The 24099-nt window shown below is 69.3% G+C and carries 15 protein-coding genes; 7 read left to right on the forward strand and 8 right to left on the reverse strand.

What is annotated here, in order from left to right:
- Window positions 1-34 precede the first annotated feature (34 nt).
- Window positions 35-931 carry a DUF4349 domain-containing protein gene (locus tag IM660_RS17380; RefSeq protein ID WP_193497029.1) on the forward strand — a complete coding sequence of 299 codons (897 nt, stop codon included), beginning with the start codon at window positions 35-37 and terminating at the stop codon, window positions 929-931.
- A 2-nt stretch (window positions 932-933) separates the two neighbouring features.
- Here IM660_RS17380 and IM660_RS17385 read toward each other — a convergent pair whose 3' ends face one another.
- A complete protein-coding gene (locus IM660_RS17385; protein ID WP_193497030.1) occupies window positions 934-2106 on the reverse strand; it encodes a hypothetical protein in 1173 nt (390 codons plus the stop codon).
- Window positions 2107-2301: 195 nt separating this feature from the next.
- On the opposite strand from IM660_RS17385, the gene IM660_RS17390 reads away from it, so the two are divergent.
- A complete protein-coding gene (locus IM660_RS17390; RefSeq protein ID WP_193497031.1) occupies window positions 2302-2796 on the forward strand; it encodes a septum formation family protein in 495 nt (164 codons plus the stop codon).
- A 65-nt stretch (window positions 2797-2861) separates the two neighbouring features.
- On the forward strand, window positions 2862-3257 hold the full coding sequence (locus IM660_RS17395; RefSeq protein WP_193497032.1) for a DUF4280 domain-containing protein: 396 nt from the start codon (window positions 2862-2864) through the stop codon (window positions 3255-3257).
- A gap of 1 nt (window position 3258) precedes the next feature.
- Here the strand turns inward: IM660_RS17395 and IM660_RS17400 are convergent, their stop codons facing one another.
- The 3 genes from IM660_RS17400 to IM660_RS19965 all read right to left on the reverse strand — a co-directional run bounded on the left by IM660_RS17400 (window position 3259) and on the right by IM660_RS19965 (window position 9220).
- Window positions 3259-3870 carry a hypothetical protein gene (locus IM660_RS17400; protein WP_193497033.1) on the reverse strand — a complete coding sequence of 204 codons (612 nt, stop codon included), beginning with the start codon at window positions 3868-3870 and terminating at the stop codon, window positions 3259-3261.
- The gene (locus IM660_RS17405; protein WP_193497034.1) at window positions 3867-7109 is read right to left on the reverse strand and encodes an eCIS core domain-containing protein; all 3243 of its coding nucleotides are present in this window, start codon (window positions 7107-7109) and stop codon (window positions 3867-3869) included. The genes IM660_RS17400 and IM660_RS17405 overlap by 4 nt, the downstream gene beginning before the upstream one ends.
- 83 nt (window positions 7110-7192) lie before the next feature.
- Window positions 7193-9220 (reverse strand): ATP-binding protein, encoded by a 2028-nt coding sequence (locus tag IM660_RS19965; RefSeq protein WP_193497035.1) that lies wholly within the window; start codon window positions 9218-9220, stop codon window positions 7193-7195.
- A gap of 217 nt (window positions 9221-9437) precedes the next feature.
- On the opposite strand from IM660_RS19965, the gene IM660_RS17415 reads away from it, so the two are divergent.
- From IM660_RS17415 to IM660_RS17430, 4 genes are read left to right on the forward strand one after another with little or no spacing between them, the layout of a single operon-like run.
- Complete coding sequence (locus IM660_RS17415; protein ID WP_193497036.1) at window positions 9438-10004, forward strand: Pvc16 family protein; 567 nt, start codon at window positions 9438-9440, stop codon at window positions 10002-10004.
- The gene (locus IM660_RS17420; RefSeq protein ID WP_193497037.1) at window positions 10001-12268 is read left to right on the forward strand and encodes a carboxypeptidase-like regulatory domain-containing protein; all 2268 of its coding nucleotides are present in this window, start codon (window positions 10001-10003) and stop codon (window positions 12266-12268) included. The genes IM660_RS17415 and IM660_RS17420 overlap by 4 nt, the downstream gene beginning before the upstream one ends.
- 1 nt (window position 12269) lies before the next feature.
- Entirely contained in the window at window positions 12270-14804 is a 2535-nt protein-coding gene (locus IM660_RS17425; protein WP_193497038.1) for a carboxypeptidase-like regulatory domain-containing protein, read from the forward strand.
- On the forward strand, window positions 14801-20575 hold the full coding sequence (locus tag IM660_RS17430; protein WP_193497039.1) for a carboxypeptidase regulatory-like domain-containing protein: 5775 nt from the start codon (window positions 14801-14803) through the stop codon (window positions 20573-20575). Before IM660_RS17425 ends, IM660_RS17430 begins: the two co-directional genes overlap by 4 nt.
- Window positions 20576-20646: 71 nt before the next feature.
- Here IM660_RS17430 and IM660_RS17435 read toward each other — a convergent pair whose 3' ends face one another.
- The 4 genes from IM660_RS17435 to IM660_RS17450 are packed head-to-tail and all read right to left on the reverse strand — an operon-like array spanning window position 20647 to window position 24090.
- Entirely contained in the window at window positions 20647-21117 is a 471-nt protein-coding gene (locus IM660_RS17435; RefSeq protein ID WP_193497040.1) for a hypothetical protein, read from the reverse strand.
- On the reverse strand, window positions 21114-21728 hold the full coding sequence (locus IM660_RS17440; protein WP_246465017.1) for a phage tail protein: 615 nt from the start codon (window positions 21726-21728) through the stop codon (window positions 21114-21116). Before IM660_RS17440 ends, IM660_RS17435 begins: the two co-directional genes overlap by 4 nt.
- Window positions 21725-23671 (reverse strand): putative baseplate assembly protein, encoded by a 1947-nt coding sequence (locus tag IM660_RS17445; protein ID WP_193497041.1) that lies wholly within the window; start codon window positions 23669-23671, stop codon window positions 21725-21727. Before IM660_RS17445 ends, IM660_RS17440 begins: the two co-directional genes overlap by 4 nt.
- Window positions 23671-24090: a GPW/gp25 family protein gene (locus tag IM660_RS17450; RefSeq protein ID WP_193497042.1), complete on the reverse strand. Its 420-nt coding sequence runs from the start codon at window positions 24088-24090 to the stop codon at window positions 23671-23673. Before IM660_RS17450 ends, IM660_RS17445 begins: the two co-directional genes overlap by 1 nt.
- Between the last annotated feature and the right edge of the window lie 9 nt (window positions 24091-24099).

A 24099-nucleotide genomic window follows, 5' to 3' on the forward strand; every position in this document is an offset into this window, starting at 1 on the left:
CCGCTGCCGGAGCAGCCGGCATAGCGTCACGACCATGAGACGCATCCATGGGGTCATAGCAGCCGCCACACTCGCCTTACTCGCGGCCTGCTCAGCGGGGACCAGCACCAACGACAGCGCCGGCAGTGAGGCCGGGCAGCCGGAAATGGCAGGAGACGGCGCCTCCGTCGCCGATTCACCCGGGCGCGACACCGACACCGAGATCGGCGAACGCCAGGTCATCACCACCGCCTACGCAACCGTCGTGGTGGACGATCCAGAGACCGCGGCGACGGACCTGGCCACCTTGACCTCCGCCGTCGGGGGGCACGTGCAGAGCCGGTCGATCTACCAGGGCGAGAACACTTACGAGTACCGAAGCCTGCCCTCGGCCAGCATGACGCTGCGCGTCCCGGCCGACGAGCTGGAAGGGATGCTCGCCGATCTCGCCGACCTCGGCGACGTGCGCGACGTCTCCCAGGACAGTGAGGATGTCACCCGTACGCTCGTCGACCTCGACGCCCGGATCAGTGCATTGGAAACATCCACGGCGCGGCTCGAGGAGATCATGGCCGGAGCGGAGACCAGTGCCGACCTGATCGAGGCCGAGGCGGCCCTGAGTGAACGGCAGGCCGAGCTGGAGTCCTTGCTCTCTCAGCGCGAGCACCTCGCCGACCAGGTGGCGATGTCGACCCTGCACGTGCAGCTGACCGCAGAGGATCTGCCTGAGGTCACCGCCGACGGTTTCCTCGGCGGTCTGCAGACCGGGTGGCAGGCGCTGGTCTCGTTCGTCAGCACGCTCGTGGTGGCGCTCGGGGTGCTGCTGCCGTGGCTGGTGGTGCTCGCCATCCCGGCGGCGATCATCGCTGTGATCGTCCGCCGACGCCGTCGCAAGAGCGGCAGCCCGGCGACCCCGAACAACCCCGAACCGGTGCCGAACGAGAGCGCCTGACCTCAGGCCTCAGGGACGGTGATATCGACGTCCGCGCCGTGGTCGGTGAGCACGGCGCGGCCCGAGGTCCCGTCAGGGTAGTCGTAGTCGATGGCGCGCAGCAGGCCAGCGGGACCGACCCACCACGTCTCGCTCCACCCGTCCAGAGCGAGCTGGTACCCCGTGACCGCCACCCCATCGATCTCGTCGACCCCGGCCTCTTCAATAGCACTCGCATCGGCCGCGAGCTGCTCCTGCCAATGCGCCCAGTCCCAGGTGTCCGGCATCGGAGCAGTCGCATCCGGCTGCACGAGCTCCGGCTCCCCGCCACCCTCGGCCACCCAGTACTCCTCGTCCACCCACCACTCGCGGCGGGTGATGGTTCCGCCGGTGTCGGTGGTGGTGACCTCCAGCGCGTCCAGTTCGCCCTCGACATAACGGACGGCGCCCTCCTGAGACCCCTCCTCAGTCTCCTGGGCGAAGCCGAACGTGCCCGTGGATTGCAGTGCCGCCGCCGTGACCGTCCCGATCGTGTCGCTGGTCAGCGGCACCGCAATCCCAACGTCGGCACCGAAGTCGAAGAGCCGGCCCTCCCCCTCCGAGCCGTCGGCAGTAGAGAACTCGTACCCGCGCAAGAGGTCCGCTTCATCCAACCACCAGATCTCCGTTCGCTCCGGCCCGGTGATCTCGACACCTGTCACCTCCACGCCGTCGATCTCGTCCGTGCCCACGGACTGCACCGAGGTCGCCGCGGCAGCAATGTCCTCCTGGAGCAGCGCCCAGTCGAAGGCAGCCACGAAGGACTCCGCGTTCTCGACGGTGTCCGGGCTTGGTGCCGCACGCTCGTCTCGCGCAGTCCAGTAGGTGCCATTCACCCACCAGTCGCGCCAGAGATCCTCACCGTCACGCTGAGTGACCTGGATCGCCGCCACCTGCCCGTCCTCGTAGACAATCGACCCTTCGGTCGTGTTCTCCGCAGCGGTGAACTCGAACCGGAACGACCCGGCATCGCGGAGCGCTTCCGCGGAATCGGCGCCGATGGCTGCCGCGTCACCGGTGTCCGGATCCCCATCCTCGCCCGGGGAGCAGCCGGCCACCAGCAGTCCACCCACCAGCAGCCCACACACCAAGGTCAGGGCACGTGGCCAGTCCCGCTCCGTCGTCATCGATCGTTCCGCCGTTTCGCTTGCGCTCACGTATTCCCTCTCCCTCAATGAGTGCGAACGACCCTAGCAATCCAGGGACACCTCGCCGATGGGCGCCCCTCCCTCGCCGGAAGAGATGTTCGCCCGCTCACGCTCACCACGATGTCAGTAGCGACTACCGATGCTTCCCACGTGTGCACCTGACTAGCGTCGGCGGTGCCCGAGCCGCCGAGGAGGAGGTGCGCCATGCCGGGAGCCCGTGCCCGCCGCTTCTGGCGTCTGCCACCAGCGCTCCTCATCCTCGCGCTTGCCACTGGGTGCAGCGTGTTCGACGGCACGGACACGGTCTCCGTGTTCGACCTGAGCACCGGTGACTGCGTGCTGGCACCGGAGGACGTCACGGTTGAGATCTCCGAGGTCACGGTGGTCCCGTGCGAGGAACCGCACCACCTGGAGGCCTACGCCCTGGCCGAGTTTCCCCAGTCGACGGGTCAGTCGACGACTTCGGCGGCTGGGAGCTCTTTCCCCGGCGACGCTGCCCTCAAGGACTTCGCCGACGGCGCCTGCGCCGAGGAGTTCGCCGACTACGTCGGCATCGACTACCGGGATTCTGAGTTGTGGTTCACCTATCTGGTGCCCTCGGCCCGTAGCTGGCAGGCCGAAGACGACCGCAGCGTGCTCTGCTTCGTCACCACCACCGGGGAAGAACTCACGCAATCAGTCGCCGGTACCGGGTGGTAGCGGCGGCCAGCTCGTCGCGCTCCGACCGATCACCGACCGCTGCGACCACCATCAAGAGGAGTGCCATGCCACGGCCCGCCGCGACCACCACCGCCACCATGACGTGCACCTTCGGTGCCGCGCCGTCGACCTTGAACGCGACCAGCGCCCCCACGGTCCTGATCGAGGGCAAGCCGGCAGCGACCATCCGCGACACCATCCCGGTCATGAACATCCCGCCGTTCGGGATGTGCACGTCGCTGGCCAATCCCGCCGTCGCCGCAGCCACCACAGCCGCACTCGGCGTGCTCACCCCGGCCCCCTGCCTCCCCGTGATGGCGACGCCGGCGTGGCAGAACGGAGCCACCCGGACCCTCATCGGCGGCACCCCCGGCCTCACCCAGGGCGCGATGTGCACCTGCGCCTACGGCGGCATGATCCAGGTCGTCAACGCCGGCACTCTCAGGAGTCAGACCGGCTGATTCAGGAGTCAGACCGGCGGGCCTCGAGGATCCGGTCGAGCTCCGCCCGCTCCGCCTCCAGCTCCAGCCGATCGTTCTCGCGAACCATCGCCATGGCGTCCGAGGCGCTAGCAGACCCGGAGAGCACCGCCTCGATCGCGGGCCAGTACCGCACCAGTTGCTGCTCAGCCGTGGCGAACGCGAGTCCGAGTAACCCACCCAACGCGCCTGTCGGAATCTCCACCTCACCCACAGTCACCGAGGTCCGGACCGCGATGCTGCCGGCAGCCAGATCGACCTCGATCGTGGCGTCGAACTCGGCATCGCTGGCACGCACGGCCAACTCGACCGCGGACTGCCGGTGCGCCACCGGAATCGGAACGGGGTACACGGCGTAGCAGCTCACGGACCGCGCCTGCGAGCGCACCACACCGAACAGGTCACCCATCCGCGCGTCCTCAGACGCTACCTCCACTGTCGCCACGTCGACGTCCAGATCAACGTCGTGCCCCGTGAGCACGAGTGAGATCGCCACATCGCGCAAGAACGCCGGTTCCACGGCGTCGAGCTGGACGTAGGAACGAGAGATTCCCGACGACGCCCCCTCCTCGGGCGCACCGCTTGCGTTGGTCATACTCCAGCTTTCTGGGCCGGCTGTGCCCGGCGTTCAGCGATCATGATCTTGATCAACTGGATGGCCGCCTGTGAGTTTCGGCTGGGCGCTCGGTCACGTTCGGCTTCCAGGTCAGCCAGGGTCACGGTGGCTTCCCACGTCTTGAGGTCGTCGTCCGTGGCGTCCTCGGCGAGCCACCGGTCCCCGACGACGCAGACGATGGTGTCGTCGGTGATCACGCTCTCATAGACCTCAGTCCGAGCGGCGAGCTTCTTGCGCTTGGCGGAGGACAGGAACATCCGAGCCTGCCAGAAGAAGCCACGGTTCTTCTGGCTGTTCTCACCGAGCTGCTTCTTGCTCGCGAGTTCGTTGCGTCGCTCGGCCAGAGATTGGGTCTCGTTCCACTTCTTCAGCACTCCGGCCCCGCGCTTCTTGAGCCCGGTGATCGGCTTGAGCTTGGTCTTCAGGTCCTTGTACGCCGTTGTAGGATCGGCGTCGGTGCCCATCTCGGCGAGCACGGCGTCGCGGATGGTCGCAAGAATGATGTCCTGGCTTCCCTCGGTGCCGTCCTTGGGATCCTTTCCCGGCCGGACCGACGACGGTTTAATCTGCTGGATGTACTCATCAGAGATTAATACTCCGTTGATCCGGTAGTTCTTGAGAAACTCCGCCGCCTCCTTATCGCCCTGGGCGGCCCGGATGATGAGCCCATCGACCGCCATCTTCGGATCACGTCGCAGCTCCTCCTCGGCAGCACCTTCGCGGTGGAGCACCTCCGAATCCTTGCGAGCTCGGACGGCCATGGCGGCCAGCACCTTGTCGGCGATGTAGTGGCAGAGATCGTGGAGAGCGCCGAGCACGCGCTTGCCGGCGCTGATCGCCGCCGGGATTCCCAACCCCCCGGCCGTGACGATCTGCGTGATCGCGATGACGGCATCACCGATACTGGATCCCAATGCCCAGCAGTTCTTCTCGAGCTGCTTCGTGTAGACCTGTGCGATGTGCATCAGCGAGTGGACGTTCACATCCACCTTCTTGTTCGTCGCCGTATTCTTCCATGCCCGTCCCAGGCTGACATTTGTTTCGTGCTGCCGCTGCCCCGTCAGTGCGACGTCCACTACGGCACGAGCCATCGACATCACCGAACTCACGAGGTCGAAACCGGGCAGCGCCTCCCACACCACGCCTGCGACGTCGGAGTCAATCAGTTTGGCCAGTTCGGCGCACTTCTTTGCGGCCGAATTGATCCCGTTCACGCCCCCTGCGCCAGACTTGGCTACTGCGAGGCGATCGCGAACATCCTTCGTCTCGGATGCCTTCTTGGCGGAGCTGACCAGCGACACGGTGGACTTCGCGGCTTCGAGGAGACCAGTGAAGATGCTCGTGACACTCCCGATTCCCGATTCGATCTTCGACTGCGTCGATACGTCCGCCAGCGCGGGCATCTCGCCCGACGGAGAGACCTTCATCGCCGTGTTCATCGAATTGGCAAAGTCGACACTGGGCGAGGTCAGGCCCGTGGGATCCAGGGGATCCAGGGCCATCGGAAGCTGGCGAGAGTCAAAGGCGAGGGTAGCGCCGTCGGTCTCCTCACGGTTCTCTTGATCGGCCCGTATGCCGGACCATCCGGAGACAGTGGCGATCGCACCGGTGCCCTTCTGGATCTTGCCGGCGACGGACTCGACCTTTCCCACGGCGCCATCGGCCTTGGTGAGTTTGGCCTTCTTCGACTTCTCATGCTCGGACGTGGAGCCAGCGGTCACCTGCGGCGTGCCGGCCCCCGTGGTGGGCTTGATCAGCAAGGCCAGCGAACTCTCGATCTTCTCCCTGTCCCGACTTGACTGGCGGTCCTTGGCCTCCACCCGGTCGAGGGCCATCTGCCAAGCTGCGATGTCCAACGGTCCATCCCGAGGGGGCATCCGCTGGATCACCTTGGCGTCTACGTCGCGACGGACCTCGGCCGCGGCCTGCGGCCGGGCCTTCAACTCGGTGACCGGGGGGACCGCTGTCCGTAGTTCCCGATACTTCCTGGCCATCCGCTCGTAGACCAGCTCGACGTCCTTGCCAAGCATCCGCGACGTGATCACTGACTCGTCTGCCGTCTTCTGCGCATCGCGTTGACTCTGCGTAGCATCACCCGCGGCCCGGACGCGGCGGACCTGAGTGACGAGACGTTCCGCGGCCGTCTCCCGAGGGGGCCGCAGGGCCTTGAGGAGGGGGTTCTCCAACGCCAACCAGGTAGCGTCGTACGCCTGTTGAGCGGCTTGCTCATCGTCGACTCCGGGCAAGCCTCGAAGGGTCGCGAACAAGCGTTCCTCATCCTTGCGGACCCTCTCGAAATCCTTGCTCAGGTCGCCCACGTACTGACCGCGGTCCGTCTTGTGCAGCGCCCCGACACCGTTGGCGTTGAACGACTGCCCGGGGCCGTCGAAGGGCGCCTCGTCATCGAGCTGGGTGACCTTCTCCCACCCCTCGTTGCGCACCTTCACCCCTTGCCGGCCACTCGCCTTCAGCCGACCCTTCTGCCTCTTCTCGAGATCCTTGCCCTGCTTCACCGAACCTGCGCTCTGCTTGTCGCCCTTTCCCTTTCCAAAGATCTTGACTCGTCGGCGGATCTGCCCGTCGTGCACTCCCTCGGAGAGCACGTGCGCGATCTCGTGAGCGAGCACGTCCTCAGCACCGGCACCGGCACCGGCACCGGCACCGGCACCCAGGAAAACGTCCTGACCAACCGTGAACGCCTCGGCCGAGAGTGCATCGCCCAGCCGGTTCGCCTCCGCCCCCCGGTGAATGCGCACCCGGCCGAGCGACCGCCCGAACGCACTCTCCATCCGGGCGCGCTCGGCACCCTGAAGCGGAGCACCACCACCACGGGCCGCCTCGATCCGGCCCGCGAGTTGCCCACCCAGCCGCCCACCCTCCGGGCCGACCGCCGCACCCGGCACCGCCACCGGAGTGGCTGACCGCCGCAGGTGGGAACAGCCCGAGCCATGCCGGTGATGATCGGCACCGACCTGCCCCTGCTCGCCTTCCTCCTCGCCCGTGGTCCGGCGGAGCCTGGCCAGCGCGGTCTCGGCACGCCGATCCGCCAGCTCTTCGGCGATGTCGTCGGCGTGGCCCACCACCAGCCCACCGGCGCCGACACCCGCCAGCGGCGCAGGAGACGCCGCGGGCGCCGCCGCATCCGCGTGCGGAGCCTTCTCGGCCTGGTGCCCGGGGTCCGCCGTGGTCGCCGAACGTGACATGACCCGGTCTGTCATCGACCCTCCCTCAACGCGCGCGAGCCGTCAGCGCTCGCTGGCGCCAGTCTTCCCCGCGGCCTGCACGCCGGCATCAGTAGCCACTACCGAGATCCGGCCCACCGCGACCCCGTCACCCGCCGCCCCAGCTTGGCCATCTCCCGCTCAGCCGCGCGACGCAGATCCGCCATACCCACCTCCCGCTGCTCGGCGACGGCGTCATAGGTCGCGGCCAGCACGATGTTGCGCACGTCGCCACCAGCGATCTCGAGGGACTCAGCCAGCAGATCCAGATCGACAGGGTCCCCCGCCGCGGTTCCCGGCAGCTGTGCCAGGTGCTGCTCCCACAACCGGCGCCGGGTGGGCGCATCCGGATCGGGAAAGTGCACCATGAAGTGCAGCCGCCGGGCGAACGCCGGATCGAGGTTGCCACGCAGGTTCGTGGCCAGCACCGTGATCCCCTCGAAGGCCTCCATCCGCTGCAGCAGGTAAGCGACCTCCTGGTTGGCGTAGCGGTCGCGGGAGTCCGTCACGGCCGAGCGGCTTCCGAACAACGCGTCGGCCTCATCGAAGAACAGCACCGCATTGAGCGACTCCGCCTTCGCGAACACCCGCTCCAGGTTCTTCTCGGTCTCACCGATGTACTTGTCCACCACGCTCGAGAGGTCCACCCCGAACAGATCCGCACCCAGTGCGTCGGCCAGCACGTGCGCGGCGAGCGTCTTCCCCGTTCCCGGGCTTCCGGAGAACAGTGCGCAGATGCCGGTGCCCTTGCCGCCCTTGCCCTGCAGATCTCCCAGGCCCAGCACCTCGTCACGGTTGCGCGCCCACCCAATCAGCCGCTCGACCTCGACGCGCACATGATCGGGCAGCACCAAATCGTCCAACGTGGCCGGGGTGCCACCGGAATACGCATGATGACCGGCTGCCAGCATCCGCACCGCCCGCCGCACGTCCTCGGCCCCCACCGCGCGACTCTCCCGCCGGGCGTCGGCGCGCGCCCGCTCAGCGACCAACTCGATCTCCTCCGGCATGATGCGGGCCGCCACCACCTCCGGCCCGACCACATCCTCGGCGATCGCCTCCCGCCAGAGCGCCTCACGTTCGCCCCTGCTCAGACGAGTAGCCGTCACCGTCGCCGGCAACAGCTGCGCCCATCGCGGTTCCCACGCGATCGACGCCACCGCCACCACCGGCACCGCAGCACGATCGATCAGGTCGAGATGAGCTGTGGCGTGCTGAGCACCGAGGAGCACCAGCACCGCCCCCTCGAGCCCCGCCTCCAGGGTCAGGGCTGCGAGCGTGTGGCGCACGTGCACCGGGTCCGGTGACGTCCCCTCATGTTCGGGCACCCCTGCCTCACGCCCCGACGGCGCCCGCTCCAGATCAGCCACGACGCACGCCACCCCCAGACGCCGGCAGGCAGCGACCGCGAGCGAGGCGGCTGCAGCCCCCGGCGCAGCCCTCACCCAGACCAGCGACTCACCCCCGGCAAGCGCATCCGCCACGTCACCCGAGCCGTCCATGTCCACCGGCGGTGCGTGCACCAACACCCGTTCCACCTCCTGCGGCACCACGGCCGCCCCCAGCACGTGCGACACCACACGGTCAGGCACCGCCAGCCTGCGGCTCAGCAGCACCCCGTCACCCTCCACACCGACCAACGCGTACCGGCGCAGCCGGCCGCCCCGCTCCAGCAGCCGGCGGGCCCCCGGTTCGGCACTTCCCAGGCCGGCCGACTCCCAGGCGAGCGCGACGCTCGGGCGAGCTGCGCCGTCGTCACCCGAGAGCAGCCCGGCAAGCAGGTGCGCACTGGGGTGCGCCTCGGGGAGGCAGGCGAGAGTCAGCACGGTCTGCTCGGTGAAGCTGAGCCCGAAGCGCTCGGCCACCTCCCCCACCCCGGCATCCAGGATCTCCAGCGACGCACGGTCGGCAAGCAGCGCCGCGAGCGCCGCCCGGGCGAGCCCACGCCCTGCCCGTTCACCCCCTGCCTGGCCACCCTGTGCCTGACCACCCTCTGCCTGATCACCCTCTGCGGGCGCGGTGCCGGCCCACACCCCCGCACGTTCACGGCGCTCGACGGCGACCTCCCACGCTGCCAGGACAGCACCAGTCAGGCTGTGGGTCGTCATGGCAGCACGGTTTCCAGGTCAGCACTGTATTCAGTGAACTGCTGTTCCATGACCTGCTGTTCCATGGCCTGCACTGTGGCACGGGCACCGGGGCGGGCAGGGGCTCCGACGGTGAAGTTGGGTAGGAATTACCGATGTTGCCCCGCACCCGGATTCCTAGCCTGAGGAGGCTGCGGATCCGTGCGTGGCGTTGCGGCCGGGAGGCATGGGAGGAACGGTGCTGATTTCTGCTGTCGAGGACGGCATCGAGAACCTGCTGCGCGCCGCCCTCCCGCTGGAACGTGAGCACGGCGACATCTCCTTCGAGGCCCCGAACAGCACCTGGTCGGCCACGGTCAACCGACTCACCGTGAATCTGTTCCTGTACGGGGTGGGCCGGTCCGCCCAGCCCCCGATGATGCAGCCGGATCGGCGGGACTCCTCCGGTCGGGTGGCCCGTAGGTTCGCGTTGCCGATGGTCGAACTGTCGTTCCTCGTGAGCGCATGGGCCGGCTCGGCACGCGACGAGCACGAGCTGCTCAGCGATGTGCTCACCCGGGCACTGACCTATCCGACCATCCCTGCCGAGCATCTGAGCCTCTCCCTGGACTCCACCGTCCAGCTCGCCGTGGCCAACGACGAGAAGAACCGGCCCCGTGACGTCTGGGGCGGCCTGGGCGGGAATCTGAAGGCATCGTTCGTGCTGATCGCCACCGTCGCAGCGGACGCCTACCCCTGGCAGGACGCCGCACCGGTGGTCGACCGGGTGGCGCCCGCCGTGCTTCCGAGGCCCGGGGCGCCATGAGGATCGCCAGCGTCATCGATCGCGCCGAGATCGCCCCGGGCTCGGCCGGCGTGATTCCGCTCGATGTGGTCAACACCAGCGACGTCATCGACACGCTGAGCGTCCGCACGCTCGGCTTCCCCGCGAGCGTCACCACACGCAGTGAACCGGAGGCGCTCACTCTCTTTCCCGAGGCCGAAGGACGCCTCGAGGTCCAGCTTGCCTTTCCCGACACCTTTCCTGCGGGCCGTTACCACGTGACCTTGGTGGTCCAGGGGCGCGCCGCTGGCAGCACCGAGGCCTTCCACGACGTCGAGGTGACAGTGCCGCCCCGGCCGGAGGCGTCCATCTCCGCGAGGCCGACACTGGTGCGCACCCGCGGCCGGGCGATCTTCGAGGTCACGGTGGAGAACACCGGCAACACCACCCTCGACCTGGCGTTGCGGGCAATCGATACGGACAGGAGTCTGCGCACGTCCATCGCCCCCGCCACGCTCTCCATCCCGATCGCAGGCACAGCGGTCACAGCCGTCACAGCGCGCGGCCCGCGTCAGCTGCTCGGCACCGACCAGGACAGGCCGTTCCGCGTGGTGGCCGAGGCCGAGGGAACCTCGACCGACGTCACGCTCACATTGCGCCAACGCCCGGTGTTCGGCCGTGGCGTGATCACGATGTTGGTGCTGATGGCCATCCTGGCGGCGTGGGCGGTCGCCATGCTGGTGGGCATGCGCGAGGTGCTCGGCACCGACCCACCCACCCGGGTCGCACCCGCCTCGTTCTTCGCCGCGAGCCCTGAGGAGGGTGGCAGCGTTGACGCTGCCGGCGGTACCGGCAGTGCTGAGGGTGCAGGTGCTGCCGATCCAGCCACGGGCGCCGCGCCTGCTGGCGCCGTCAACAAGGACGGTCTCCTACCGGTCGGCGTCGGTGCCACGATCACCGGAACAGTGCACGGCGCCGACGACCCCGCGGGGGTCGGTCGCCTCAACGTCGAAGCACTCCGGGAGTCAGCCGACGGGTTGGTCCTGGTCTCCTCGGCTGCCAGCCAGTCCGACGGCACCTACACCTTGTCCGGCCTCTTCCCGGGTGAGTACCTGGTGCGCGTCTCCTCACCCGGGTACGAGACCGCGTGGCATCCCTCCAGCACCGAGGAATCAACCGCGACACCGGTCCAAGCTTCCGCGCAGGAGGTGACCGACGGGGTCGACCTCGTGGTGACCGGCGATCCGGCCTCGATCGCCGGGAGTGTCAGCACGGGCGACGTCGACGACATCGAGGTCACGGTGACGGCGACACCCACCTGGGCGGCGGAGGATCTCCCACCCGTCGAGGTCCAGACCGATGGCGAGGGCCGGTACGAACTCACCGGCCTCGTCGCACCCGGAACCTACGACCTGACCTTCACCGCGGACGGCTACCAGCCCACGAGCATCACCGAGACGGTCCTGGGCGGGCAGGAACGGCTCGCGCTCGACGTCGCCCTCGGCACCGGCGCGGGAACGATCGCCGGCACGGTCACCGACGGCACAGGTGGCACCGATGGCAATGCAGGACTCGGGGGCGTGGACGTGTCGACCACCCTCGACGGTGAGGAGATCGTCGTCGGCACTCCCACGATCGGCCAAGTCGGCTCGTTCGTGATTGCCGGCCTCCCGACCCCAGGAACCTATGTGCTGACCGTCAGCAAGGACGGCTACGGCACCGAGAGCGTCGTCGTCGACCTCGGTGCCGGTGAGTCGAACACCGGGGTGAACGTCGCTCTCTCCGGGGGCGCCGGAACGATCACCGGTCACGTCGTCGACGAGTCCGGCCGGGGCGTGGGTGGCGTGGAAGTCAGCGCGGGCGGTGCCTCGACCACCACGCTCACCGCAGGCGACGTCGGCGCGTTCGTCCTGCCAGGGGTGCAGGGCAGGGCCACGGTGACCTTGACGTTCGCCCGGGAAGGCTACGTCTCTGCCTCCACGCCGGTCGACATGACGCAAGCTCCGCCGTCGGGCATCGAGGTCACCCTCGCCGAGCTGTACGGAACGATCCAGGGGCAGGTGACCGACTCCGACGGGGGCGTCGCCGGTGTGCACGTGGAGGCCACCGACGGATCGCACGTGTATCGCACCACATCGACCGCCAGCGGCAGCGCAGGTAGAGGCTCCTACCTCCTGCCCGATCTGCCACCGGGCAGCTACACCGTCTCCCTGGTCCGCGACCAGGTGGCGGTGACCACGGCGATCGTGGACGTGGAGCAGGGAGCGTCGGCCGTCCAGGACCTTCCGCTGCCGGAGGGCAGCTGAGATGCACGTCGACATCACACCGCGGCGCGTGACGGCGGTCCCCGGGATGCCCAGCGAGTTCCTGGTCACGATCACCAACACCAGCGAGGTCATCGGCGGGTATTCGCTACGCGCTCTCGGAGTGGACCCGGAGTGGGTCACCTGCGACGAACCGGAACCACGCCTGTTCCCCGGCGAATCCACGACGGCGCAGCTCACCTTGCGTTTGCCCGACCGCTCTCCCGCGGGCGACCGGGCGGTCGCCATCCAGGTCACCGACCTGGGTGACCCCTCCCGCATCTGCGTGGAGGAGGCGGTGGTCGAGGTCGCCCCCGCGCCGCACGCACGGATCGATCTCGACCCTGCGACCGTCACCGCAGGCCGGTCGGCCGGGTACAGCTGCACCGTCTCGAACGAGGGCAACACGGTGCAGTTACTCCGGCTGGAAGCGCTCGACCCGGAGGACCGCACCACCTTCGACTTCCATCCCAGCGAGGTGAGGCTGGGACCCGGAACCAGTACCACGGTGGACCTGAGGGCGAAGGCGCGGCGGCCGTTCCTGGGAGATGCGGCGCTACGCCCGTTCACTGTGCGGGCCAGCGGTCCGGGGCTGCCCGACGCCGACCACGTTCCGGCTGCCGCGGGCATGTTCGTGCAACGGCCCCGGCTCTCCCGGGCAGCCCTCGGCCTCATCGGTTTGATCGCGGCCATCACCGTGTTCGCGACGGTGATCACGATCGCACTCAGTTCGATCGCGGCACAGTCAGCCGCCGACCGTGACCTCGCACTGCAGGTCGCTCAGGCGCGTGAGCAGGAACCCGAGGCGGGCCGGGCCGAGGTCACCGGTTCCGTCGTGGAGATCAGCACGGGAGCCACGGCACCCGGGGTGTCGGTCGAGCTGTTCCCGGCAGAGGACGCCAGCACCCCGTTGTTGTCCACCGCCACCGACGACGAGGGGCAGTTCAGCCTGACCCAGCTGCCGGCCGGCGACTTCCTGCTGCGGGTCCGAGGCGCCGGCTTCGCCGAGGTCTGGTACCCGACGGCGGGGACGGCTGCCGATGCGACCCCGCTCACCCTGGCCGAGGGTGGTTCGATCGAAGATCTCCTGGTGATCGTCGGTGGCGTTCCGGCGCAGGTCGCTGGAACAGTCAACGGCGAGGATGTCAGCGGTGCGTCGTTGCGGGTGGAGCTGCCGCTGGACGAGGAACCGTTGGAGGGTGAGGTCGAGCCGGCCGCCGATGAGCCTCCGGCCGACGGCACCGGCGGCGGCGCCCTGGTGCGCAGCGTCCCGATCAGCGAGGACGGCACATTCGAGGTCGCCGACCTCCCCTCCCCTGCGGTCTACGACCTGGTCGTGAGCAAACCGGGATTTGCGACCTCCGTCCAGCGCATCGACCTCGCGGCCGGTGAACGCCGTGACGACATCGCTCTCAGTCTGACGCTGGGTGATGGCTCGATCACCGGCGCCATCGAAGGACCGGACGGACCGATCAGCGGTGCCACGGTCGTCGCGACCTCGGGCCAGACGCGGGTCGAGACCGTGAGCCTGACCGAAGGGGAGACCGGAGGCTTCGTTCTGCGTGAGCTACCGACGCCAGGCACGTACGCGATCGAGGTCTCCGCCACGGGCTACGCGCCGGCGTCATTGACCGTGACGCTCACGGCAGGTCAGCAGTTCACGGGTGTGGACGTCGTGCTGGGGCCCGACCATGGCACGCTCGCCGGCACGGTGACGCTGGAGGGCGAGGGGGCAGGCGGGGTCCTCGTCACGGTCTCCGACGGCGCGACGACTCTGCAGACCGTGTCCCGGTCCACGGCACCGACGGGCGCGTGGGAGCTGGCGGGCGTCCCGCTGCCTGGTGACTACACCGTGACCTTCGCCCGCCAGGGCTTGGAATCGCGTGTGCTCTCGGTCAGTGTCGACGAGTTCGGGGTGGTGACCTCCCAGGCCAGCGCCACCTCGATCGATGTCGCGATGCGGTCGGCCACGGCCAGCCTGTCCGGGCTGGTGCGGCAGACACGGGGCGGTGCAGCGGCGCAGCCGGTGGGCAACGTCGTCGTCACGGTGAGCTCAGGCGCCGCCGACCGGGTAGTCACGACAGCGTCGGTGCCGGCAGCCGACGTCGGACGGTACCGGATCGAGAATCTTCCGCCCGGCACCTACACCGTGACCTTCGCCCGCAGCGGCACGCGGACCACCTCCGAGATCATCGAGCTGGATGCCGCTCAGCACCGCACGCTCGATCCGGTGCTCGTGGCGCCCGCCCGCATCGGGGGCACGGTGAGCACCAGTGCCGGACCGGTCGTGGACGGCAGCGTCATGCTCTTCCGGGCCAACGAATACGGGACCTCCGCCCCGCCGGTGGCTCAGACCAGGACCGATAGTGCCGGACGCTTCGTGATCGAGGACGTCGCGGCACCGGAGCATTACGTCGTGGAGGCGCGCACGTCCACCGGCAGCGTCGTCGGCACCTCGCCCCCGTTCACGCTCGAGGCCAGCGAAGACCGCACCGTCGACATCAGCGGCACCACCGAGTCCGGCGGAGGTACCTCATGAGCCAGGCACGCCGTAGCGGGCCACAGGCGCCCACAGTCTCGATCGTTCCCGGCGCGCACGCGCCAGCCTCCGGGGTGGCGACCGTGCAGGTCCATGCTCGCAATATCGCACCCGGTTCCCGGCATCTGCGCGTGGGCATCATCGGACTCGACGACGCCTGGCTGCCGGCGACCGTTCAGGTCGGGGCAGCGGCGGATGAGACCGTCACCGTCGATCTTCCGATCACTCCGACGGAGGGTGCCGTCGCAGGCACCTATCCGTTCCTGGTGACCGTCGAGGCCAGAGACACCACAGCCACCCACAGCACAGGCAGCACGGACGGCACAGATGGCACAGGTGAACGCACTCTCGCCGAGGGCACCCTCCGCGTCGACGGGGCGAGCGATCTGGTGCTGGCGGTCGAGCCCGCCGACAGCCGGGGCCGCCGACGCAAGCGGGTCGAGGTGGTGGTGGGCAACACCGGTGCCACACCGGTGGAGGTCGGTCTGAGCAGCACCAGCGATCAGGCGCTCACCGTCAACTTGGACTCCACGCGGGTGCACCTGGGTCCGGCCGAGACCATTCGGATGCCGGCACGGGTGGGGCCACGCAGGATCCGCCTGGCCGGTTCCCGCACGCGCCACTCCTACGAGGTGACGGCGACGGGGCAAGCGGCTCCTCGTCACGCGCAGGCGAGCTTCACCTCGGGCGCGCTGCTCAGTGCCGGCGCCATGCGGGTGACGGCGGTCCTTGCCGTGGCCGCGGTGTGGCTGGCCGGGCTGCTCGTCGCCCTCCCTTACGTCGCGGACCGTTTCACCGCCGACGAGGCCCCCACGGTGGCGGCGACGGCCGGCGGCGAAGATCCGGGGGTGGGATCCTCCGGAGGTGGCGCATCCGAGGGTGACTCCTCCGGAGGGTCGTCCGGTGGTGAAGGGACAGACCCGGCCGACGGCGGCCCGAACGACGATGGCGAGGGCGACGGCGGCGACGAGGGCCTGCGGGTCTCAGGCGTCATCACCGGCGCGGCACCTAGCGACGCCGCCATCGAGATCGTTCCGACCGCCAGCCTGTGGCCCTCGGCGGCCACCACGGACGCCGGACCGCAGCCCGGGGCGGCTCCGGGCAAGATGGTGGTACCGGCAGCGCCAGCGGCGCCCATCACACCGTCGGGAACGGCGCAGCGACTCACCACATTCGCCGATGGGAACGGCGCCTGGGCCCTGGCCGGCCTCACGGCGGCTTCGCGGTACCTGGTGACGATCACCAAACCTGGCTACAGCACGCAACGCGTGGTCATGTCCGGTGCCGAGCTTGCCGCCACACCGCTGGAGACCGACCTGCAGGCGGGCGACGGTTCGATGTCCGGAACCGTGCGGGGACCGGGCGGCCCGGTCGGCGGGGCCGAGATCACCCTGACCGACGGCACCACGACCATCACGACCCGGTCAGCCACCACGGGCACCGTCGGCAGCTGGCAGGTCGAAGGCCTCGTGACGCCCAGCACCTACCTGGTCGAGGCATCCTCGCCCGATCTGGGGACCGAGGCAGAACTCATCGCGTTGCCGGCATCTGGCGCACGGACCGCCGACCTCACGCTCGACGCCGGGGTCGCTTCGGTCAGCGGACGTGTCACTGGGCTGAACAGCCTCGGCCAGAGCAGCGGACTGGGCGGCATCACCGTGACCGCGACCGACGGCACCACCACCCGGACCGCCACGACCCTGACGGGGGAGGGCGCAGGAGCGTTCCTGCTGCCGAGACTGCCGGTCGGGGCCACCTACACCGTGACGATCTCCGGGGAGGGGTACACCACCGTCACGCGAGAGGTGCGACTGACCGCCGACGGCGTGGGTGGGTGGACGATCCCGATGACCTCCTCTGGCGGCATCGTCCAGGGGGTGGTGACCGACGAGACCGGCGCCGGGATCACCGCAGCGGGGCTGACACTGACCCATGGCTCGGACACGGCCGCGGTCTACAAGACGATGTCAGCCTCCGACGGTTCGGGCACATTCCGGTTCGCCGGTGTCGATGCCGGCACCTACGTGCTCTCTGCCGAGTCATTCGGGCACGAGACCGGCTACGCCGAGGTCATCGTTCGGCCGGGTGGGTCGGTCGAGGTCGACCTGACACTGCCCACCCTGGTCGGTGACGGTCTCGTCGCGACCTCCTCGATCACCGGCCGGGTCACCGACTTCACCACCGGCGACAGGATCACCTGCCCGGTGCTGGCGGATGGCGAGGCGTGTCAGATCACGGCCGAGGTGAGGGTGACCGACATCGACGGCCGGAGCCACCTGCTCTCCACGACGGTGGCGCCCGACGCCGAGTACACGCTGCCACCGGACAGCGACACGGTGACGGGCCTGCTTCCGGGTCGATACGTCGTCACGATCACGGCCCCGGGATACGAGCCGGGCGAGGTGGAGGTGACGGTCCCGATGGCCACCGAGGTCCAGGCCGAGACCGTGGCCCTGATCCCGTCACCCTCCCTGACCGGATCGGTGCAGGCTCGGACGGGCCTCCTGCCCGACGGGGTATGCGTGGTTGCGCGCTCGGTGGACGAATCCGGGACGATCGAGAACCCCTGCGACCCAGCCGAGGCCGAGTGCGCGACCACCGCCTCGCGGTGCACCCTGGTCACTGACGGCACCTACCGCATGGACCGGCTCGCGGCGGGGCGCTACGAGGTCTCGGTGACCGGGCTCTCCGATGACTACCTGGTGCCGGATCCGGAGTTGGTCACGCTGATCGCCGGGGAGGTTCAGCGGCACGACATCCTCCTCGAACGGCTCGGCATCGTCTCCGTGACGGCGTCCCGCTCGGACGGTTCCTCCCGAGACCGGGCCGAGGGCGCATGGATTCGCGCAGTACGGGACGGAGAGAGCGGGGCGGAGGTGGTCGCCGAGGAGCAGGTCCCTGAGGAAGGCTTCGTCCAGCTCACCGGCCTGGCGCCCGGCAACTACACCATCGCCGCATCGGAGGACCAAGGAGGTGAGGTGGTCGCGAGTGCCGAGGTGACCATCGGCCTGAACCAGGAGGTCCAGATCCAGCTCGTCCTCGCCTCGAACGAGAGCATGGTGAATGCCTCAGTGAGGTACCAGCTCGAGCCAGCAACCGAACTGCCCGTGGCCGACGCCAGCATCATGATCACCGGGGTGGCGTCCTACTGGAACGGTGTGGCGATCCCGGGCACGTGGTACGTGGAAACCGACAACGACGGCAACGCGGTGATCTGTGCCGATCCCGACGCCGGGTGCGAGCACACGGTCCCGGTGCTCGAGGACCCCTGGACGATCCACATCCATGCCGCCGGATTCGACCCTGTGACGCTGAGCAATGCACCGCTCAGTTCGCTGGATCGCGTGATCCTCACCCCGCAGGCGCAGGAGTTCACCGGTTCGGTCACCCTCGCCCCGGACGCCGACGGCGTGGTCGAGGGTACGCGCTTCGAGGTGCTGCAGGCCCCACCCGGAGTAGGAGACCTCTCGCTACAGGCCGGACCGGAGGGCAGCATCACCTTCTCCGACACGGACGCCCCGGAATCGGGTCAGATCCGCCCAGGCAGCTACACGATCCGCGCCACTCTGGACGGATACGCCTCCTCGACGGAGGAGTTCGACGTGCCGTTGACCATCACCGGGCCGCCTCCGGAGCCGACGTGGGAGCTGCTGGAGGATGCACGGGTCCGGGTGGTGGCGGCAGACGAGGACACCGGAGCGCAGGTCCCTGGTGCGGTGATGACGTTGCGCGACCCGGACGGCGATCTCGAACTCGAGCGCACCGCAGGACCGAGCCAGCGCGTGGTCGACTTCGGCACCCTGCCAGCCGGTGACTACGAGGTGGACGTCAGGATCGCCGGCTACGAGCACCTCTTCGCCCGCGAGATCACCGTCGAGCCCGGGCGCACGGACCCCATCACGGTCGACGTCGATCGACTGGGCACGATCACCGGTGAGATCGTCACCGTGCTCGAAGATGGCTGGACTCAGGACCTCCCCGGAGCCGACGTCACCATCACCCCCGGTGACGCTGACGATCCAGAGTTCACGACCTCCTCCGCCGAGGACGGCGGCTTCGCTGTGACGGGCACCGTCGAGCTGGAAGGACTGGTCGACGGGGAATGGAACGTGTCGGCCGAGGCTGAGCACCACGCGGACGCCGACGCTCAGGTCGTGCTCGACGACGGCGTCCAGCAGCAGGGTGGCGAACCCATCACCACGGTCACGCTCGGTCTGGAGCCCGACCCTGCGAGCCTGTTCGTGGCCGTCACCAACGGCACGAACCCGGTGGAGGAGTCGCTCGACGTCGTGCTCATGCTCTCCACCCCCAACGGCTTCCGGTCGGTCACCCCGTGCCAGGAGGGAACCACCGGTTGTGACACCGCGGATGGCACCTTCCACTTCGATGATCTGCTGCCGACCAGCTACACCCTCTTCGTGAGCGGGTCCGGCTACCTGCCGGTGAGCACGCCCGTCACGCTGGAGGCCGGCCAGCCGCAGCAGCTCCAGGTCCCGATCACCGCTCCCACGGGCTCAATCCAGGGGCAGGTCCTGCGCACCCTGCCCGACGGCTCCACCCGGCCGGTCGACGGAGCGCAGGAGGGGTTGTCGGTGATGCTGAGGAGCGATGGCGTCGACGACCGGCGCGTCAGCGTCAGCGCTGACGGCACCTACCTGGCCGATGACATCAATGCCGGTGTCCATCAGGTCGTGGTTCAGGAGGGTTCCGGGACCGACGCGACTGATGTGACGCCCGTCAGAACCGTCAGCGTGCTCGCCGGGCAGAGCCTTGCCCTGGACCTGACGATCCCGCTGATCACCCGGCCCGTCCAGCTCACGCTGAACTCGACCAACGAGACCGACCTGACCGGTGCCCTGGTGACCCTCACCGGCACGGTCGAGGGCGAGGGCGAGGAGCTCACCTTCGGCCCGCAGCCGGTGACCCGCAGCGGCGACCACACCTACGCCGTCACCTTCCAGCAGGTGCCGGTAGGCACGTGGACGGCCACCGTGGCCGGCCCGGCCGGCCACTACGGCACCCATACCAGCGGCGACATCGAGGTAGCTGGCGGCGACGGGGGTGATGGCGCTGTCACGGCCACGATGGACATCGCCGAGACCGAGCTGCGGCTGCAGGTCGCCCCGGTCACCGGGCCGCTGACCCCACCCTCGCGCGTCACGGTCACCGCGAGTCCTGACGGTACTGACGGCGAGACGGTCACCACCACACTGATCACCGGAGCCGGAGACACCGTGATCTATCTGCCCGCCGTCGGCTGGAACCTGGAGGCCGCGATCGAGGAGGATTCCGACTGGGAGGCGACGATCGACCCGGTCGCCATCGACGGCGGCGTCGCCAGCGAGCTCGCCCGGGTGAGCCTGGTCGCCCCCGAGATCGCGACGACGACCACGTTGGACCTTTCGTCAACGGAAGCCGTCATCGGAGCTGAGGTGACCGCCACGGTCACAGTGTCTGCGGAGGACGACACGACCATGCACCCGCCGAGCGGCACAGCCACGCTGAGCTGGCAGGGTCCGGGCGAGGGCAGCTGGACGGAGCTGGACACCGTGCACCTGACCGCTGGTACCGGACAGATCACGATCGACACCTCCACCTGGACTGCGGGCGAGTACCAGCTGCAGGCAACCGCGACACTGCCGGAGGGCTGGGCCCCCGAGCCGCCCGGCACCGCCGTGCTGACGCTCACCGAACCGGAGGACGACTCCGCAGGTGAGGGTGATCCGGAGGGCGGAGGCGACCCCGGCAGCGGTGACAGCTCCGGGGGGTGAGAGCGACCACCGGAGGGGCAGCGAGAGCGCAAGCGAGGGGCCCCGGGGAGGGTGGGGCGGCACCAGCCGGTTCAACCCCAGATCATGAACACGGCGATCACCACGCCCGCGGTCACGACTGTGGTGACGACCGAGGTGATCAGCAGCACCAACCAGATCGGCCAGTGGTCACACTGCACGATCTGCGCCGGCGGGTTGACGATCACCGGTGCGGGCGCCGGCGGCGGCTCGGGCTCCGGTGGCGGCGCCGGATGCAGCTCGGAACCGCACCGCACGCAGGTGCTCGCGCTCGCGAGGTTCCGCTCGGCGCACTCCGGGCAGGCGATCACCGAGGCGACCGTCGTCCCTGATGCGCCCGGTGCCCGGTTCAGCGCGCCGTCGGTCTCCGCTTCTGCAGGCCGTGCCGCCCGGCTCGGCTGCGCCCAGAACAACGGGTAGTCACAGGAAGGGCAGAAGTCGCTCGCGGCACGTCCGCCGCCCACGACCGTGATCGTGCCGCACTCCGGGCAGGTGATCTCGCGGCTGGTGCCGGTCGCCGTCATCGCTCCCGCCTTCCCGCCGATGCTGCCGACCCGTCCACCGGCCAGATCTGCTGGCCCGCGACGACGATCTCGACCCCTATATGCGCCGGCACCTCGTCGCGCACGAGCTCCACGAAGTCCTCCTCGGCCAGCGGACCCGTCGAGGTAACCTCCAACCGGACCCAGCGTGCGCCGTCGGGAGCTCGTCCTTGATCGAAGACGCCGCCGCTCTCGGAGATGATGGCCGGTTCCCCGGAATACAGCTCGAGCATGGTCGCCAACGCCTTCCGGGTGCCACGCCACGGCAGCGTCTTGGCGACGGTCAGCAGCATGAGGCGCTGCGCACGGGACCCGTAGGCGTCGTCGACCCCAGGGGCGGCGAGCCACCTGGAGAGATACCGGACCATCTCGATCGGGGCGAGGCGGGGGTCAGCCAGGTGCGGGAGGGTGTCGGCGTGGGAGAGGAGGGTCTGTGCCTCAGCCTGGAAGATCCTGACGAACCGGACGAAGAAGTCGTCCGCGAGCATGCCGGCCGGGAGCTGCCCGACCAGCCAGTCGTGCTGCCGGGCCGAATGGCCGACCACTGACGCCGGTGCGCTCGGCTGCTGTGTGGTGATCGCCGGGTCGGTCACCGGATCACCACCCGGTGGTCGGCGGAGAGGAACAGGGCGTTGTCGCTCAGCGGCAGACGCTCGCGCCCTTCGCCCAGACGCCGGCCGTTGCGCAGGTCGTAGGAGAACAGCTGCAGCTCGTCGACGGCCAGCACGCCGTCGACAGACTCGATCACCTGGGTGAGGGCTGCCGCCGTCAACGGCTCCCCGAACGGCCAGCCGACACCGTCGCTGCCGCCGACCCCCGGATGTACGAACCGGGTCAGGGCCTCCGTGACCCGTTGCCGGACCGCCGCGGCCGGACGGCCCGGCAACCCGCGCACCAGCGCCGCCACGCTCACCCCTTGGTAGTACGGGGTGCCCACCTCGACCGGGACCCCGACGAGGCGCCGTTCGTCGACCGCCCGTGCCACCTCTTCGAAGAGCTGCGTATCCAGCGCGTAGTCGTCGATGACGTGGGTCTGGATCGGCGTGCGCACCGTCGGCACCACGAGCAGCTGGACCACTCCCGAGCCGCTGGCATGAGTCGGCAGGCAGCGGGCGCGCGCCACCTCCACCGAGGCCTCCCGGGCCACCTGCTCGAAGTCGCCGGCGGTCACCGCGCGTTGCCCGCTGCGCAAGGACAAGGGACCTCGGACCTTGGCCTCGTCGACCGTCTCCGCGTCGACGCCGCCGACCGCGGAGCGAGGGTTGGACGCCGAGGCGACCATCGGCACCGCCGACCGGAGGACGGTGAGGGTGCCGGCACCGACGTTGCCGCGAGATCCACCGCCCGTGCGGTATCCGGTGACCCGCACGGTCGCGCCGTCGGGAGGGATCGCGCCGTACTGACGGCTGCTGCCGTCGGGTTGGCGCACGGCCGGGCCGAAGCGCACCTCACCTGTGGCCGAGTCCCAGACCACGTGCCGGTCGGTGGGTCCGGACCTGGCGAAGTCACTGACCTCGCTCCAGCGGTGGGACCCGCTCATATCGGCCACGACCACCCCCTCGTCCTCGCGCCGGGCGGCGACGGGGGCGGTCGAGACTGTGAACACCTGTCCGGCAACCCCGGCCGAGCGTCCGAGCACCTCTCCCGGCACGGCAGTGGAGTGCTCCGCTGGGACGCTGAGGCCCACCGTGCTCACGGTCAGCGCCCGGATCCGCGGTGATGCCTCGTAGCCGGGCCGCAGCGGTGTCGCGCGCAGCAACCGGGCACGGATCCAGAACGCTCCGGTGCCACCCAGCACCAGGAGGGCGTGGTCGGGCCCGATCAGCAACACCAGGCGGCCATCGGTGTTCAGACCGCCGGTGGTGTCCTGTTCCACCTGCGCTGGCGCCCAGGCCTCACCGGTCCAGACTTCCCACGCCAGCGGTGGCCGCGTCGGGTCGACGCCGATACCCGCCGCGTGCGCTGCGACGTCCAGCTGCACCACATGTCGCGCGAGCGAGCGGCGCATGCCGAGGTACAGGGCATCCCCCTCGATCAACGACTCGGAGAAGCAGGCAGCCTCCTCGCCGGGGACGTGTAGCGCTTCGGTGACGTCGATGATCTGCTCGCTGTCCGCGGCACGTGTGTGGGCGGCGAGCAGTTCGGGTGGTTCTGCCGTCGTCTCGGCCGAGGTGGTGAACACGACCGAGGACTCCCCGGTGCCTGCAGTCGTCGCTACCTCGGTCCCGGCGGGCACCACGACCGGCCGGGTCGCTGGTGCCGACAACCGGAAGATGATGTCGGTGCGGGCGACGCTCGGTGGGAACGGCTCGACGCCGACGAGGTTGAGGAAGTGGACGTACAGCCGCTCCGGTACCTGGTTGACCCGGTAGAGCACCGTCTCACTCATCCACGCGAACAGCTCGATCAGCGCGACACCGGGGTCGGAGAGGTTGTGATTGGTCCACTCGGGGGTGAACCTCGGGATCATGCGCTTGGTCTCGTCGACGATGTCCTGGAAGCGGCGATCGTCCAGGTTCGGCGGTTCGATCGGCATCAGGAGTCCTCCCGGGGGATCACGTAGAACGGATAGACCAGGTTGCGCCGGTCGTTGCTCGATCGGGTGCGGTAGGTGATGTGGATCCGCACGAGACCGGCCTGGTCCTCGTCCTGCACCGGGCTGACGTCCATGACCTCGATCCGCGGCTCCCACTGCGCGAGTGCGTCCCGGACCGCCTCGCGGATCAGCCCGAGCAGGTTCGCTGTGACCGGCTCGAAGAGCAGGTCCCAGATCCGGCACCCGAAGGCCGGGCGCATCACCCGCTCTCCCGGGGCCGTCAGCAGCACCACCCGGATCGCGTCGTCGAGCCCCGCCCCGTCACTGCTCATCGCGATGGCACCGGTGTGGTCGACGTGGAGCGGCCACGCGAACCCACTTCCGACGAAGTTGGCCGCATCCTGGCGTCGATCGTTCATGGTAGGCAC

The sequence above is a fragment of the Ruania alkalisoli genome (assembly GCF_014960965.1).
Taxonomy (GTDB): Bacteria; Actinomycetota; Actinomycetes; order Actinomycetales; family Beutenbergiaceae; genus Ruania; species Ruania alkalisoli.

Bases quoted from the DNA above. Each gene is read 5' to 3' on its own strand.
- IM660_RS17425 (WP_193497038.1), top strand. From the start codon at position 12,270: ATGCACGTCGACATCACACCGCGGCGCGTGACGGCGGTCCCCGGGATG.
- IM660_RS17450 (WP_193497042.1), bottom strand. From the start codon at position 24,090: ATGAACGATCGACGCCAGGATGCGGCCAACTTCGTCGGAAGTGGGTTC.
- IM660_RS17445 (WP_193497041.1), bottom strand. From the start codon at position 23,671: ATGCCGATCGAACCGCCGAACCTGGACGATCGCCGCTTCCAGGACATC.
- IM660_RS17435 (WP_193497040.1), bottom strand. From the start codon at position 21,117: ATGACGGCGACCGGCACCAGCCGCGAGATCACCTGCCCGGAGTGCGGC.
- IM660_RS17400 (WP_193497033.1), bottom strand. From the start codon at position 3,870: ATGACCAACGCAAGCGGTGCGCCCGAGGAGGGGGCGTCGTCGGGAATC.
- IM660_RS17420 (WP_193497037.1), top strand. From the start codon at position 10,001: ATGAGGATCGCCAGCGTCATCGATCGCGCCGAGATCGCCCCGGGCTCG.
- IM660_RS17405 (WP_193497034.1), bottom strand. From the start codon at position 7,109: ATGACAGACCGGGTCATGTCACGTTCGGCGACCACGGCGGACCCCGGG.
- IM660_RS17390 (WP_193497031.1), top strand. From the start codon at position 2,302: ATGCCGGGAGCCCGTGCCCGCCGCTTCTGGCGTCTGCCACCAGCGCTC.
- IM660_RS17430 (WP_193497039.1), top strand. From the start codon at position 14,801: ATGAGCCAGGCACGCCGTAGCGGGCCACAGGCGCCCACAGTCTCGATC.
- IM660_RS19965 (WP_193497035.1), bottom strand. From the start codon at position 9,220: ATGACGACCCACAGCCTGACTGGTGCTGTCCTGGCAGCGTGGGAGGTC.
- IM660_RS17395 (WP_193497032.1), top strand. From the start codon at position 2,862: ATGCCACGGCCCGCCGCGACCACCACCGCCACCATGACGTGCACCTTC.
- IM660_RS17380 (WP_193497029.1), top strand. From the start codon at position 35: ATGAGACGCATCCATGGGGTCATAGCAGCCGCCACACTCGCCTTACTC.